This is a genomic window from Accumulibacter sp. (assembly GCF_023806635.1).
Classification (GTDB): Bacteria; Pseudomonadota; Gammaproteobacteria; order Burkholderiales; family Rhodocyclaceae; genus Accumulibacter.
In genome coordinates this window covers 103,396-117,460 of the sequence record NZ_JAMTDQ010000029.1, presented here as the reverse complement: position 1 = coordinate 117,460, position 14,065 = coordinate 103,396, and the positions used below count along the sequence as shown (strand labels likewise).

Annotated in this window: 12 protein-coding genes; 2 read left to right on the top strand and 10 right to left on the bottom strand. The window is 68.9% G+C overall.

Annotated features, from left to right (window positions below; genetic code table 11):
- Nucleotides 1-27 precede the first annotated feature (27 nt).
- The 9 genes from NFW30_RS05370 to NFW30_RS05330 form a co-directional block, all read right to left on the bottom strand.
- The gene (locus NFW30_RS05370; protein ID WP_295352814.1) at nucleotides 28-2,202 is read right to left on the bottom strand and encodes a YgiQ family radical SAM protein; all 2,175 of its coding nucleotides are present in this window, start codon (nucleotides 2,200-2,202) and stop codon (nucleotides 28-30) included.
- An 84-nt stretch (nucleotides 2,203-2,286) separates the two neighbouring features.
- Nucleotides 2,287-2,886: a PqiC family protein gene (locus NFW30_RS05365; protein ID WP_295352812.1), complete on the bottom strand. Its 600-nt coding sequence runs from the start codon at nucleotides 2,884-2,886 to the stop codon at nucleotides 2,287-2,289.
- Nucleotides 2,883-4,568: an MlaD family protein gene (locus tag NFW30_RS05360; RefSeq protein WP_295352810.1), complete on the bottom strand. Its 1,686-nt coding sequence runs from the start codon at nucleotides 4,566-4,568 to the stop codon at nucleotides 2,883-2,885. The genes NFW30_RS05365 and NFW30_RS05360 overlap by 4 nt, the downstream gene beginning before the upstream one ends.
- On the bottom strand, nucleotides 4,561-5,202 hold the full coding sequence (locus NFW30_RS05355; RefSeq protein ID WP_295352808.1) for a paraquat-inducible protein A: 642 nt from the start codon (nucleotides 5,200-5,202) through the stop codon (nucleotides 4,561-4,563). The genes NFW30_RS05360 and NFW30_RS05355 overlap by 8 nt, the downstream gene beginning before the upstream one ends.
- Nucleotides 5,199-5,894 carry a paraquat-inducible protein A gene (locus NFW30_RS05350; RefSeq protein ID WP_295352805.1) on the bottom strand — a complete coding sequence of 232 codons (696 nt, stop codon included), beginning with the start codon at nucleotides 5,892-5,894 and terminating at the stop codon, nucleotides 5,199-5,201. The genes NFW30_RS05355 and NFW30_RS05350 overlap by 4 nt, the downstream gene beginning before the upstream one ends.
- The gene (locus NFW30_RS05345) at nucleotides 5,891-6,637 is read right to left on the bottom strand and encodes a hypothetical protein (protein ID WP_295352802.1); all 747 of its coding nucleotides are present in this window, start codon (nucleotides 6,635-6,637) and stop codon (nucleotides 5,891-5,893) included. Before NFW30_RS05345 ends, NFW30_RS05350 begins: the two co-directional genes overlap by 4 nt.
- Nucleotides 6,638-6,916: 279 nt before the next feature.
- Nucleotides 6,917-7,630 carry an alanyl-tRNA editing protein gene (locus NFW30_RS05340; RefSeq protein WP_295352799.1) on the bottom strand — a complete coding sequence of 238 codons (714 nt, stop codon included), beginning with the start codon at nucleotides 7,628-7,630 and terminating at the stop codon, nucleotides 6,917-6,919.
- A gap of 242 nt (nucleotides 7,631-7,872) precedes the next feature.
- Entirely contained in the window at nucleotides 7,873-8,532 is a 660-nt protein-coding gene (locus tag NFW30_RS05335) for a PEP-CTERM sorting domain-containing protein (RefSeq protein ID WP_295352796.1), read from the bottom strand.
- 209 nt (nucleotides 8,533-8,741) lie between these two features.
- Entirely contained in the window at nucleotides 8,742-9,011 is a 270-nt protein-coding gene (locus NFW30_RS05330) for a hypothetical protein (RefSeq protein ID WP_295352793.1), read from the bottom strand.
- Between NFW30_RS05330 and NFW30_RS05325 the strand changes: the two genes are divergently transcribed.
- Together NFW30_RS05325 and NFW30_RS05320 are read left to right on the top strand one after the other, a co-directional pair.
- Nucleotides 8,998-9,222: a hypothetical protein gene (locus NFW30_RS05325; protein ID WP_295352790.1), complete on the top strand. Its 225-nt coding sequence runs from the start codon at nucleotides 8,998-9,000 to the stop codon at nucleotides 9,220-9,222. The two genes, NFW30_RS05330 and NFW30_RS05325, sit on opposite strands and share 14 nt — an antisense overlap.
- Before the next feature lie 156 nt (nucleotides 9,223-9,378).
- Nucleotides 9,379-9,915: a DUF924 family protein gene (locus tag NFW30_RS05320; protein WP_295352787.1), complete on the top strand. Its 537-nt coding sequence runs from the start codon at nucleotides 9,379-9,381 to the stop codon at nucleotides 9,913-9,915.
- A 56-nt stretch (nucleotides 9,916-9,971) separates the two neighbouring features.
- Here NFW30_RS05320 and NFW30_RS05315 read toward each other — a convergent pair whose 3' ends face one another.
- The gene (locus tag NFW30_RS05315; RefSeq protein WP_295352785.1) at nucleotides 9,972-14,045 is read right to left on the bottom strand and encodes a translocation/assembly module TamB domain-containing protein; all 4,074 of its coding nucleotides are present in this window, start codon (nucleotides 14,043-14,045) and stop codon (nucleotides 9,972-9,974) included.
- Nucleotides 14,046-14,065: the final 20 nt, after the last annotated feature.

The following is a 14,065-nucleotide window of genomic DNA, read 5'->3' as shown; positions in this document are numbered from 1 at the left end:
CAGTGACAGGAGACCCCACCGCACCGGCTACGTGCCGGCCGACCTCTGCCTGACCGGCCGCGACTGCAGCGGCCCAATGCGTTGCGACCCGCTGCCGTGCGGCTGCGTGAATGGCACCAGGTGCTGGCGACCGTTGCCGATCAGGTCGGCACGCCCCATCCGCCGCAGGGCCTCGCGCAGCAGCGGCCAGTTGCCGGGATCGTGGTAACGCAGGAAGGCCTTGTGCAGGCGACGCTGGCGGGCACCGCGAGCGGTCTCGACGCTGCCGGAGCCCTGCCCGACCCGGTGCAACGGGTTGCGGCGGCTGTGATACATGGCAGTGGCGAGCGCCATCGGCGTCGGCAGGAAGGTCTGCACCTGGTCGAGACGGAAGTTGTTGCGTTTCAGCCAGAGGGCGAGATTGAGCATGTCCCCGTCCGTGGTTCCCGGGTGCGCGGCGATGAAGTAGGGAATCAGGTACTGCTCCTTGCCGGCTTCCTTCGAGAACCTCTCGAACATCAGCCGGAACTGCTCGTAGGAGCTGATTCCGGGTTTCATCATGTGCGCCAGCGGTCCCTCCTCGGTGTGTTCCGGGGCGATCTTCAGGTAGCCGCCGACATGGTGTCGGACGAGTTCGCGGACGTACGCCGGATCGCGCACGGCGAGGTCGTAGCGCAGGCCGGAGCTGATCAGGACCTTCTTCACGCCGGGCAGCGCGCGCGCCTTGCGGTAGAGCTGCAGCAAGGGCGTGTGGTCGGTATCCAGGTTTTCGCAGATTCCCGGAAAGACGCATGAGAGCCGGCGGCAGGCCGACTCGATCCGCCGGTCCTTGCACGCCAGGCGGTACATGTTGGCCGTCGGTCCGCCGAGATCGGAGATGATGCCGGTGAAGCCGGGCGTACGCTCGCGGATCTCCTCGATCTCGTGCAGGATCGACTGCTCGGAACGACTCTGGATGATCCGCCCCTCGTGCTCGGTGATCGAACAGAAGGTGCAGCCACCGAAGCAGCCGCGCATGATGTTGACCGAGAAGCGGATCATCTCAAAGGCTGGAATCTTCGCCTCGCCGTAGGCCGGATGCGGCCGCCGCTGGAACGGTGCGGCGAAGACGCCGTCGATCTCGGCAGTGGTCAGCGGAATCGGTGGCGGGTTGAGCCAGACGTCACGCTCGCCATGCGCCTGCACCAGTGCGCGCGCGTTGCCCGGGTTCGATTCGAGGTGCAGGACGCGCGAGGCATGTGCATATAGAACCGGATCCGCCGCCACCTGCTCGTACGACGGCAGGCGGATCGCCGTCCGGGCGCGGTCGAGCTTCGGCATCCGCGCATGCGACTGCCGGTGCCACTGGACGACACGGACACCGCCGGCCGCCGCCTCGCCGCCCGCCTCGCCACCACTCCCGCTGCAGGCCACGCCACCGGCACCGGCGACGGTCACGGCATAGGGATCGGCGTGGCGGATCAGCACCCCGGGCGCATCGACCTTCGTCGAGTCGATCTCGTTCCAGCCGCTGCCGGGCAGCCAGCCGCGCGGCACCATGAAGGCGCTGCCGCGCAGATCGCGGATGTCACCGATCTTCTCGCCGGCTGCCAGGCGGTGCGCGAGTTCGACCACCGCCCGCTCGGCGTTGCCGTAGAGCAGCAGGTCGGCCTTCGCGTCCGGCAGCACCGAGCGCCGGACCTTGTCCGACCAGTAGTCGTAATGGGCGATGCGCCGCAGGCTGGCCTCGATCGAGCCGATCACCACGTTGCTGCCGGGAAAGGCTTCGCGACAGCGCTGTGCATAGACGACCACTGCCCGGTCCGGCCGTCGGTCCGCTTCGCCATTCGGCGTGTAGGCATCGTCGGAGCGCGGTTTGCGATCGGCGGTATAGCGATTGACCATCGAATCCATGTTGCCGGCGGTGACGCCGAAGAACAGGTTCGGTCGGCCGAGGGTGCGGAAGGCATGCACCGACCGCCAGTCCGGCTGGCTGATGATGCCGACACGAAAACCCTGCGCCTCGAGCAGGCGGCCGATCAGCGCCATGCCGAAGCTCGGGTGATCGACGTAGGCATCGCCGGTGACCAGGATGATGTCGCACGAGTCCCAGCCGAGCGCGTCGATCTCGCTGCGCGACATCGGCAGGAAGGGCGCAATTCCGAAACGGCTGGCCCAGTGCTTGCGCCAGGTGAAGAGGCCGCGCGGTGCGGCCGCGGGGTCTGCTGCGTGCGGGGCGTTCATGGGGCGCCGATTCTACATCAAGCGCCACCGCGCGCCGCCGGGCGCCGCGCCGCCGGACGCCGCGTCGCCGCGGCTCCCTGTGCGTCAGCGGCCACCCGCGGCGCGAATCGCCGCCGCGATGTCGCGACTCAGTCCGGCCAGCGCCCGACTGTGCGCCGCCGCCAGCGCCTCGTAATCGGCGCCCTCGCCCGCCACCGCTTCACGCACGGCACTGCGACCACTCGTCGCGGCAGCGCCGGCAGACGACCCACGCACGACCCAGACGGCGTCGAGAAAGACCTCCTGTCCGCGGATCGACTCGAAGCGCTGGATGTCGACGCTCACCCGGTACGCCGGGTCGAAGCTCGCCGCAAGCGGCCCGCTGACGACCCGTGGCGTGCCGAGCAGTACGGCGAGATTCTCCGCCAGCGTGCGCGTGATGCCCTCTGGCAGCGGCTCCGCCCAGCGGTTGAACTCGTCGATGAGCACCCGGTTGCTCCCCCGGTGGACGACGAACTGCGGCCGGTCGACTGCCGCCGGAATGGCGACGCGGTCTACCATCACCGCGTCGCTCGTCACCGTGCTGCCCGCATCGGGGACTGCCGTCGCCGCCAGCACATGGAAGCGTGACGGTGGCGACGCGCAACCGCCCGCCAGCAGGGCCAGGGCGAGTGCGACAATGGCTGCTGCTTGCGCCTTGATCATTCCTGCGTCTCCTCGCTCTTGCCCCGCACCAGCGCCTCCGGATGGCGCTCGAGATAATCCGCCAGCACCCGGATCGACTGCGCCGCGCGCCGGAGTTCGACGACGGTCGCCTGCAACTCGGTCATCGTCTGCGAGTCGGGCGCGAGCAGCTTGCCGGCGCCGTCGAAGCTCCGCTCGGCCGCCGCCAGCGTGCGCCGCGCCTCGGCCAGGGTCTTCGCCAGCTCGGGGCTGAGCTCGCCGTCCCAGCGCCTGACGAGCGCATCGAAATCCTGCAGGGTCTTCGCCAGCGTCGCCAGAGACTGTTGCAGATCCTTGCCGATCGCCTCGAAGGGCAGGCCTTCGATCTTCGCCAGGATGCTCGTCACGCGGGTCTCGATGTCGGTGAAACTGCCCTTGACCGACGGAAACACCGGTGGATCGCTGCGCCAGTCGATCTTCGCCTTCGTCGCCTGTGGCACGTAGCTCAGCGCGACGTACAACTGGCCGGTGAGCAGGCTTCCCGGCTGCAACTGGGCGCGCAGCCCGCGCGCCACCAGCCCGTCCATCAATTGCTGGCGCATCTGCTGCGTGATCGCCGTCCTGCCGCCGGTGACGACCTGCGGATCCGCCAGGATGTCGAGGAAGCGCTGCGGATACGCCGCGACCAGTACGCGCGCGCGCACGGCGACGTCCTTCTTCTGCCGGTCCACCTCCAGCCGCACCGAAACGACCTCGCCGATCGGCATGCCGAGGAAGGTCATCGGCGCGCCCGCCGCCAGCCCGCGCACCGACTCGTCGAAATAGAGGACGTAACGCAGCGAACCCCGCTCGGGCGCCTTCATCGCCGTCTCCTGGTCGTCGAAGAGCTCGAAGGCCGTGTCCGCCGGCGCAGGATCGTTGTCGGCGTTCTCTGCCGGCGTATCGAACGCGAGGCCGCCAACGAGGATCGATGTGAGTGACTGCGTGCGCACGTCGAGACCGTCGGCATTGAGCGAGAAGTCGAGTCCGCTCGCCTGCCAGAAGCGTGTCTCGGCCTTGACATAACGGTCGTAGGGTGCGTTGACGAAAACCCGGATCGTCAGCCCGCGGCCGTCTTCGTCGAGCGCGTACGATGCCACCTGACCGACCTGCAGCCGCCGGAAGTAGATCGGCGTGCCGAAGTCGAGCGACCCCAGGCTGCTCGCCTGCAGCTTGAAATAGCGTCCCTGCGCGTTGCTGGCGACGACCGGCGGCACTTCCAGCGCGGTGAACGAGCGCTGCCGCTCGCTGCCGGTACCGATCTGCATGCCGATGTACGAACCGGACAGCAGCGTTCCAAGACCGCTGACGCTGCCACCGGCGATGCGTGCGCGGACGACCCAGAAGGCGGTGCCATCGACCAGCCAGTCGCGCGCCTCGGGCGCCATCTGCACACTGGCGAGGATGCGCTGCCGGTCGGGCGACACCTTGAGTGATTCGATGCGGCCGACGTCGACACCGTTGTACTTCACCGTCGTCTTGCCGGCCTCGAGCCCTTCCGCCGAGCTGAAGCCGATCTCGACCGTCGGCCCCTCGGCGAGCAGCTTCTGCACGGCGATCCAGCCGCCGAGCAGCGCCGCGATGATCGGAATGATCCAGACCGCCGACAGGCGGCCGCGTTTCCTGGCCGTCACCTGCGCCAGCGGCAGTTCCGGATGTTGCGGCGCGTCGTGCTGCTCAGCCATGCGCGTGCTTCTCCTGTTGCGGCAGATCCCAGATCAGCCGCGGGTCGAAACTGTTCACCGCCACCATCGTCACCACCACGACAGCGGCGAAATAGAGCACCCCGGCGCCCGGCTCGACCCACATCAGCGGCTGCAACTGGATCAGCGCGACGACGAAGGTGTCGACGAACACGTCGAGCATCGACCAGCGACCGATGAACTTCAGCAGACGATAGAGGCGCACCCGCTGCCCGTTCGAGCGCACCGATCCACGCTGCACGGTCAGCAGCAGGTAGGCCAGGGCGATCAGCTTGCCGAGCGGGATGGTGACGCTGGCGACGAAGACGACGACCGCCAGCGGCCACGACGTCGGCGACCACAGTTCGACGACGCCCTGCATGATCGTGTCGCTGACGGCGCCGAGCGGCGTGTTGGTCGTCATCACCGGCAGCAGGTTGGCCGGAATGTAAAGCAGCAGCGCGGCGATGGTCAACGCCCACGTCCGCTCCAGGCTCGCCGGCAGGCGGCTGTGCAGCCGCTCGCCGCAACGCGGGCAGAACGCCGCGCCGGCAGGCACCGGCAAGCGAACGACGAGGCCGCAGACTTCGCAGCCGGCACAGCCGAGTGAGCGTGCACTCGCCGCGGTGGTGCTCATCCCCGCCCCCCGGCGATGCCATCCGGGCCGCGGCCGGCAGCCCACTCGATCCGCTGCCAGGCGACGCGCGGGTCGAAGGCCGCTGCCATCGCCGCCAGCAGAAAGACCAGCGAGCCGAGGACGAACAGGGCCAGCCCGGGAATCACCGTGGCCAGCTCGGCGATCTTGATCAGCGCCACGAGGACGCCGAGGAGCATGATCTCGATCATGCTCCACTCACGGACGAACTCGTAGCCGTGCAGCAGCGTCGCCACCCAGTGCGGCGCCGGTGGATGGCGCACGGCGAGAACCACCAGCAACAGGCAGACGATCTCCAGAGCCGGGGCGATGACGGCGGCGAAGAGGACGAGCATCGCCACCACCTGGCTACCTTCGCGCCACATCTCGACGACGCCGCCCAGCACGGTGGTGAACGCCTCGCGGCCGGCGACCGAGAGACCGAGCATCGGCACGACGTTGGCGATCAGCAGCAGGATCGCGGCAGCCAGCGCCAGCGCCAGCGTCCGTTCGAGCGAGTCCGGCTTGTGCCGACACAGCGGCGCCTGGCAGCGCGCACAGGACGCGGCATGGTGGGGCGGCAGGGGCGGCAGCCGTTGCAGCAGGTCGCAATCGGGGCAGGCGAGCAACGTCTCCTCGGCGGCGCTGGCGGCCGGAACCTGCGCCGCCACCGGCAGGCTGTCGCTGGCCATCATGAAGCCAGCTGCTGCAGGGCAGCGCGCAGCGGCGCGTCGGAAACACCGATCAGGCCGTGGTAGGGCTGGTCCAGCTCGAGGATGAGGAAGATGGCCGCGGCGATCGACAGCGCCACCAGCAGATTGACGACGACGATCGGCACACTCGCCGGCGCGAAGAGGTTGATGCCGAAGCTGATGATCACCAGCCAGAGGAGCAGCACGATGAGCAACGGAACGGTCGTCGTGCTGCCACTCTCGCTGCTCGCCAGGCCGCCGGCATGCGCCAGCTCGCTGGTCAGCTGCAGCGCCCTGGCTCGCGCCGCCTGCTCGGCCGCGCCCGCCGGCGAAAGCGCCCGCAGCGTGCGCTCGAGCGGGTGATAGCCGCGCGCATCGCTCGCCGGCGACGGAGCATGCTGCCACAGGCGGTCGACCTCGGCCGAGACCAGCGCGCGCAACTGGGCGCGCGCCGCATCGCCCGCCGCACCGAGCTCGCGCAGGCTGGCGTCGATGCCGACGATCTGCGCCGCGGCCGTCGCCACCGAGCGCGAAACGGCATCGAAGGACTGCATCTTGGCCGAGATGATCAGGCTCATCAGCAGCGCCGCCAGCGTCGACAGGAAGCCGATGCCGATCCGCACCATCCACTTCGTGTCCTCGTCGAGATGGCGGCCCGGCAGCCGGTCGCGCAGGAAGGTGCCGGCGAGCCCGCCCGCGAGCACCGCCAGGGCGACCAGTGGCGCGACGACGAAAGCGCTCGTCACGCGGGCCGCACCGGTGCCGGTGCGATCGTCAGCTGGGTGGCGTTTGACACGCAGGCTCCTCCTCTTGCAGCCGGGGTATGGAACGGGCTGCCGCCCGCACTTCGCGCGCAGCGAAAAGGGGCAGCCAGCAGCGGATTCTACTCCCTTGCGCAAGCTCGCGGCCTGCCGCCGCACGGCGGCGGCAGCCGTAATGAATCATCCGACGCGACGACCAATCGGCGACCATTCCGATCCCCGGGGGCTACGGCCTCGCCAATCACGAGGCCGGCGCGCAGGCGGTCAGTCGACGAGTGCGATCTCGACGCGCCTGTTGCGCCGGCCTTCGTTGCGGATTCTGAGCACGCGGATGCCGCCGATCTCGGCGATGTTCCTGACGTGCGTGCCACCGCAGGGCTGCAGGTCGATTCCCGGAATGCGCAGCAAACGGACACGTCCGCTGCCGTGTGGCGGCTGCACGCTCATCGTCTTGACGAGATCGGGTCGCGCAGCGAGTTCGTCGTCGCTGATCCAGACGGTCTCGGTCTCGATTCCGCGGCCGATCAACGCGTTCATCTCGCGCTCGATGCGCTGCGCGTCGAGCAGGCTCATGTCGATGTCGAAGTCGAGGCGGGCGCGATCGGGGGCGATGTTGCCGCCGGTGACCGGCGCGACGACGACGCAGGACATCAGGTGCAGCGCCGTGTGCAGGCGCATCAGCCGATGCCGGCGCGGCCAGTCGATGGCCAGCGTCAGCAGTTCTCCCACTTCCGGCGGCTGCGCCCCGGCGGCCGTCAGGTGAAGGACGGCATCGAGCGCGGCATCGCGGCGGGTATCGACGATGGCGATGCGCTCGCCACTGCCGCGCACCAGGAAACCGGTGTCCCCCACCTGCCCGCCACCGAGCGGGTAGAAGATCGTCCGCTCGAGTTCGATCCCCTGCGGGTGCAGCGCCGTGACGCGCGCGCTGGCCGTTTGCAGGTAGGCGTCGTCGCGAAAGAGCAGTTCGGTAGCCATCAGGCAGTCCCCACGGCAATCGCGGCAGCGGCGGGTGCCGGTCGTGCTGCGAAGTCGTCGCCGCGCGCCGCATCGCCGCCGGCAACAGACCCTGCCGCCCAAATGTTCGGCACTGTAGCACGTTCCTTGCCGGAAGCCGCTCGGCGGCGTTTCTCCACCGCCTGTACAACGCTTGTCCACAGTCTTTCCAGCGGGTCGCGGGGACAGGCCGCCGACGAGAGCTTGGGCTCAGGCGTTGCCGACTACTGCTTTCGCCTGCGTGCAGCGGCCAGACCGCCGAGGCCGAGAAGGGCGATCGTGGCAGGTTCTGGAATCGAACTGGGCGGGGTCTCGATAGCGTCAATGGAGAAGTCCAATGACCCAAAGCTCTCTGCGTCAAGAACACTCCCATGTCGCTGACTGAAGCTTGCGCCATTGAGCGATGGTGGCAACGCGGTGCCAACGAACGCTGATTGATTGACTTCGCTCAAACTAAAAAGAATAGAACTCCAATTTTCCTGTAACACCCCGCCCACCGAAATTGGTGTAAAAAACCCATTCAAATTGTAGAAGCCAGACCCGTTTATGACCTGGAAGGAAGCATAGTCTTGACTTTGTATGGTAACGCCTGAAATGACCACTGACATTCCACTGGGGGGCTGCTGGATGTAGCCAGCGGCTTCGGCGCCACTCCACGCAGGTGGTAGGCTCGTATCGTAAGTGATGCTTCCTGTCACCGGGTCACCAGGGTTTGGAGGCAGTCCGAATGGCGCCCCAGATACATACGTTACGGTTCCCGTGAAATTGTGTCTGACGATCTCCGCCACGGCTGGCTCAGCCAGGAAAAATGCGGTGCCAGCCACTGCGAACGCGGCTACTAGAGGTGCAAAGGGTGTTTTCATGGATTTCTCCATCTCGCTCATGGCCATCAAACGACCCACATCATGGTTGCTGAACTCGAATCAGGCGCCAGAGCGGTCCCTGCCCCATCCGCCACCGGTGAAACCAGAGTTGCTGCCACTGCAGTTGCGATCGCCAGAGCCTTCAACGATCGCGGACTCGATCTACGTTCCATCCACCTCTCCTTGGCTTCCTCCCAACCACTCAACACGCGGCCGGAGATCGGATGCAACTACCGGTTCTCCTCCGCCCCATTTCCCACACCAATGAAGTGGAAGCAAAAACCATTCCAGGAGAATACATAAAACGGCAAGCCATTGTTTTCGAGAGAAATCCTTGCCACGCCGCCGGCCAGGTCGGCGTCTTGTGTAAAAAATTTCGACACCCCGTCGGTCGTTGTCCCGGTGGCGCTGACGAGCCGACGCGCTCTGGAGGACGAAAACCCCGGCCGCAGAGTCAGCGGGCCGAGCGGCTGGGTGCGCGTGAGCATGAGCTTGGTCATCGCGGATACCGTCATCGCACCCAGCCTCGACGGCCTGTACCGACGCTTCCCCCGACTCATGGACCTGCTGGCCGCGCCACTGATTCGCCGCGGCGAGGTGGTGGCGCTGCTCCAGGATGAGATCGACGGCCAGCGCGTCCCGATCCATGCGCTGATGTTGCAGGAGCGAAATCGACTGCCCAGGATCCGCGCCTGCATCGACTACGGGTAGAATGGCTCGCGGATTTGCCGGCCACGTCTGCGGGTGTCCCGCGAGCGCTGCCTGGCCGGGTGTCCGCGTCGATTACCCCACGTCCCTGCCGCAAACGCGGTGGCGAATGCGCATGCGCGGTGTTGCAGTCTGTTCGAGAAAGCGTCGTGAGCGGAAATGTACGATGAAGTTCTGACATTCTGGTTCAGGGAAATCGAACCCCGGCAATGGTGGGTCGTCGATCCTGACTTTGATGATCGTCTCCGGGCCCGGTTTCTCACGCTGTTGCAGCAGGCGGCAGCAGGGGAGTTGTTTGCGTGGCGGAGCAGCGCGCGAGGCCGTCTGGCCGAAGTCATCGTCCTCGACCAGTTTTCCCGCAACATGCACCGCGGTACGGCACAGGCGTTTGCCCAGGATCCGCAGGCACTGGTCCTGTCACAGGAAGCGGTTTCGGCCGGATCCTTGCAGGCTCTGGATGAGGTGGAGTGCTCCTTCCTGCTGATGCCCTACATGCACAGCGAGTCTGCTCTGATCCATGTTCAGGCAGAGGCCTTGTTCAAGCGCTTCGCCCGGCCCGAAAACCACCGGTTTGAATTGCGCCACAAGGCGATCATCGATCGATTCGGTCGCTATCCGCACCGCAATCAGATTCTCGGTCGCGTATCCTCCGCAGCAGAAGTGGAGTTCCTGAAGCAACCGGGTTCCAGTTTCTGAAGACCCCTGGAAATTTCGCGGTTGCCGCCGGCGCGCAGCGGCGGGAACGCCACCGGCTAACGCCCGAAGCGATGGTTCCACAGCACGTCGAAGCCGGTGTCGGTGCCGGCGCGACCGACCAGAGACAGGTTCCGGCCCAGGCTGACGGTCAGCTTGACGACGCTGCCGGCGTTGCTCAGCGACTGGTCGTAACTGATCAGCATCGTCGACGACAGGCGCTTGCCGATGCTGACGATCTGGTCGGTGGTCGTGTCGCTGCTGCCGAAGCCGCTGCTGCTGGCAATCCGGCTGCTCAACGGTCGTCCGGAACCGCTCAGCGTCCCCGAACTGATGCCGAACTGATCGATCCCCAATTGCTGCTGCACCGCCTTCAGCGGTCCACCGTCCTGGCCGCCGAGGATCGTCTGCGCCGCCGCCAGGAGCACCGACGAATCCTTGCCGCCCTGCTGGTCCAGGCCCTGTCCGAGCACCAGCCAGGACAGCTTCTCGGCATCCGGAACCTCGGGGTCGGAAACCAGGCGCACGATCGGCCGCTTGGCGGTGCCGGTCACCTCGACGCCGGCCTCGACCGGCAGGTTGGCCCGCACGGCGCGGATGTTGAGTCCGGGGTTGTCGATCAGGCCGTGGAAATTGAGAATGCCGCGCTCGATATCGAGCTTCTGCCCGTACGCGTCGAAGACCCCGCCGCGGGTGCGGATCGTCCCGGTCGCCCGCGGTATGCCGCTGCCGTCGGACTGGAGGCGCACCGTGCCGACGAGCCTGCTCTCGACTCCGGCGCCACGAAAATGGAAGTTCCGCCCGAGGTCCACCTCGAGGTCGACGGCCAGCAACCGGACCGGCGCCGCGTCCTTCTTCGCCGAGCCGCCGGGGCGCCGGACGACGACGTCGTCCGACAGCTGCGGCGCGCCCGCCTTCGCCAGTTGCCAGAAGCCGGCGTCGAAGCGCAGCTTGCCGGCGACGTCGAGCATGCCGGCCGCGAGTTTCAGCTCGGCGGTGCCGGAAAGCAGCGTCCACTGGTCGGCACGCTGCGTCACGCCGAGGCGCTCGGCACGAACGTTGAGGACGCCGTCGTTGCTGCCCAGGCGCAGTTCGCCGCTCGCCTCGAGCCGACCCGGCCGGCCTCCAAGCTCGGCGACATCGGTTCCCGGAGCGACTGCGAGGGCGCGCGGCATCGGTTGCTGTTCGCTGTCAAAGCTCAGTTCCCGGACTTTCAGGCGCTGCTCGCCGTCTGCCCCGACCGCCAGTTCGAGCAGCAGCTTGCCTCGTTCCAGACGCATCCCCTGATCGAGCGCCCGGACCGCCAGCCGGTCGCCGCGCCACTCGCCACTGACGCGCGGCTGCGCCGGACTGCCGTCGAGCCGCGCCTCGCCAGCGAGCTGGCCGCCGAGCTGCCAGCCGGCACCGAGCAGCGGCCCGACCCACGCCAGGTCCGGCATGTTCAGCCGCAGCCGGCCGCGCCACGGCGCCGCACGGTTGATCAGGCTGGCGGCGGAACTCGTCGCGCTGAGCTCGCCGTTCACCTCGCCGAGTCGCTTGCCACGCACTTGCAGCCGCAGGTCGATCTTGCCGTCGCCCGCCTGCAGGCTCAGGACGCCCTCCTCCAGGCCGAGCGGCAGCGCGCCGACCGCGAGATCGCCGCGCGCACGCCACAGCCGCAGGCTGCCGCCCGGCAACCGCCGCGCCGCCACGCCGGCCGCCCGGCCACCGTTGCCGAGATCCCACTCGCCATCGATGCGCAACGCTTCGCCATCGACCTGCACCGCCGCTGCGGCGGCAGCGGCGAAGACTTCCGGGAACTCGGCGAGCATCGCCGCCACCGGCAACGCGCGCAGGCTGCCGGCGGTCTGCCAGACGCCGCCGTCGTAACGCGCCCGCTGCAGGCGCGCCGACCAGTCGACGCCGGCGAAATCGCCGGGACCGGCGCTGAAGCTGTCCGCGCTGATCTGCAGCGGCATCGCCGCTGTCAGACGAAGCAAGGGCGGCGCCCGTCCTCCGGCAGCGGACAGGCTGAACTCCTGCAGCGCGCCAGTCCAGACCGGCACCGAGCTGCCCGGCTTCAAACCCCCTTCGAGCGCCAGTTCGACGGCGCGCCGGCCAGCCACCTCGCAGCGCCCGCGCAGGCGATGCCGGCTGCGCAGCCCGTCGGCCTCGATCTGCAGCGCGGTGACCGCCGCCTCGCCGCTGGCCAGATCGAAGCCGGCCAGCCGCAGCCTGCCGCCGAGCGCGCCGTGCTCACCTGCGGCGAGCCGCGCGTCGACCTCGAGTCCGCGCAGCTGACCCAGGCCAGGCCAGGCCAGTCGCTGCGACTGCAGACTGGCGGACACCTCCGGCGCCCGCATGCTGCCGCCGATGACGACTTCGCCGGCGAGGTCGCCGCTCGGGCCGAATGGATCGAGGCGTGGCGCCGCGATGCTCAACCGCAGGCGCTCACCCGGTGCACCGAAGGCCCCCTTCGCCAGCAGGCGGTTGGCGCCGGCACGCAACTCGACATCGGCTTGGCGCAGGTGGTCCGCCGCCAGATCGATCTCGCCGCCGCCGGCAAGCACCTCGCCGGCGAAGCGGCTGTCGCGCAACTGGAAGCCGAGGCGCAAGGCAACTTGTGGCCTGCTGCTGCCGCGCGCGGAGAACTCGGCGTTGATGCGCGCGGTCGGCAGCCTGGCGAGAAAGCGGCGCGGGTCGAATTCCCGCAGTTGCCCCTGCACCGCGAAGCTGCCGCTGCCCGCCAGCGCCAGCGTGCCGCTGGCGCTGAGCCGCGCGTCGCCGGCAGCGAGGCGCAGCCGCTCGACGGCGACCTGCTCCGGGTCGATCGCCAGCCTGGTGTCGAGGGCGAAGCGCGGGTCGCGCAGGTCGGCCTCGACGAGTTGCCGGTGCAGCCCGAGCGTGGCGCGCAGCGGGCCGGCCAGGCGGGTGTGCTGCAGGCCGCCATGCAGTGCGCCTGCGTCGACCGCGCTCGCGGCGAGCGTCAGCGACAGCTCGGAGTCGTGCAGCGCGCCGCTGCCGCGCAACCGCCCGCCGCCCGCCAGGCGCAGGTCGATGTCGCCCAGGCGCAGCCCGTCCGCCGCCAGCGTGAGGTCGGCGGCGAGCGACTCGATCGGCAACGAATCGCGATCGATCGCCCCCGGGCGACGGTTCACCGCACGCAGCCTGCCCTGCAGGGCCGGCGACGAGTCCGCGACGGGCAGCAGGTCGATCTGCAGCCCGAAATCGGCGTGCGGCGCACCGGCGATCCACGCCGCCGGGTCGACCCCCGACAGCTGCAGCGCCGCCTCGCCGACCGGCTGCGGCGCGAAGGGCGTGATGCGCGCGTTGAGCTCGCCGGCGAAGTCGTCGGCCGCCGCCGCGGCCAGCGCTCGCGCCGCACCACGCACGACGAAGTCATCGAGCGTTCCCTCGGCGCTCAGCTCGAAGCGCAGCGCGCGGCCCGCCGCCTCGCCCTCGATGCCGGCCGTGGCCTGCAGCGCGAAGGGTCGCACCGCGGCCAGCGAGGCGTTGCCGCCGAGCGCCAGGCCGCCGGCGCGGGCGTGCAGGCCGAGCAGCCGGTGCACGCCGCCGTCGCTCGCCAGCCCGGCCCGCAACGACTCGGCGATCGTCGCCGCCTGGCCATCGGGGTGGGCGTGGTCGCCGAGCTCGATGACGGCGATCTCGAGCTTCTCGATGGCAAACGCCAGCGGCAGCTCGAGGCTTTCGGGGACGACGACGGGATCGCTGCTCGTCGCCTGCGACACCCGCAAGCTGTCGGCGGCGAGCCGGCTGATGGCGAGGCGGGCACGCAGCAGCTCGGCCGGCCGCCAGTCGAGCTGCAGTCCCTGCACCTGGACATCGAGTGTCTCGCTGCGCCAGTGCAGCGACGCCAGGGTGAACGATGAAGCGAGGGTGCCGGCGGGCGCCGTGACGACGAGCTGCCCGCCAGAAAGCCTTTCGAGCAAGCGGCAGCCCAGCCGCAGGCCGCCTTCGCTGCCGAGCAGCGCGACGAAGCCGGCGAGCACGAGCGACAGCACCAACAGGAGCGACAGCGGCAGCCAGCCGCGACGTCGACGCCGCGCTGCCGGCGGCGCGGTGCCGGCCGGCGGCGCCTCGCCCGCAGCCGGTGTCGGTACCGGGGATGGAGAGATGTCGCTTTCCCGAGTCATCGTCGCCTGTCGCTGCCGCC

Coding starts and splice junctions, on each gene's coding strand:
- NFW30_RS05370 (WP_295352814.1), bottom strand. CDS start 2,202: ATGAACGCCCCGCACGCAGCAGACCCCGCGGCCGCACCGCGCGGCCTC.
- NFW30_RS05365 (WP_295352812.1), bottom strand. CDS start 2,886: ATGATCAAGGCGCAAGCAGCAGCCATTGTCGCACTCGCCCTGGCCCTG.
- NFW30_RS05360 (WP_295352810.1), bottom strand. CDS start 4,568: ATGGCTGAGCAGCACGACGCGCCGCAACATCCGGAACTGCCGCTGGCG.
- NFW30_RS05355 (WP_295352808.1), bottom strand. CDS start 5,202: ATGAGCACCACCGCGGCGAGTGCACGCTCACTCGGCTGTGCCGGCTGC.
- NFW30_RS05350 (WP_295352805.1), bottom strand. CDS start 5,894: ATGATGGCCAGCGACAGCCTGCCGGTGGCGGCGCAGGTTCCGGCCGCC.
- NFW30_RS05340 (WP_295352799.1), bottom strand. CDS start 7,630: ATGGCTACCGAACTGCTCTTTCGCGACGACGCCTACCTGCAAACGGCC.
- NFW30_RS05335 (WP_295352796.1), bottom strand. CDS start 8,532: ATGAGCGAGATGGAGAAATCCATGAAAACACCCTTTGCACCTCTAGTA.
- NFW30_RS05325 (WP_295352790.1), top strand. CDS start 8,998: ATGAGCTTGGTCATCGCGGATACCGTCATCGCACCCAGCCTCGACGGC.
- NFW30_RS05330 (WP_295352793.1), bottom strand. CDS start 9,011: ATGACCAAGCTCATGCTCACGCGCACCCAGCCGCTCGGCCCGCTGACT.
- NFW30_RS05320 (WP_295352787.1), top strand. CDS start 9,379: ATGTACGATGAAGTTCTGACATTCTGGTTCAGGGAAATCGAACCCCGG.
- NFW30_RS05315 (WP_295352785.1), bottom strand. CDS start 14,045: ATGACTCGGGAAAGCGACATCTCTCCATCCCCGGTACCGACACCGGCT.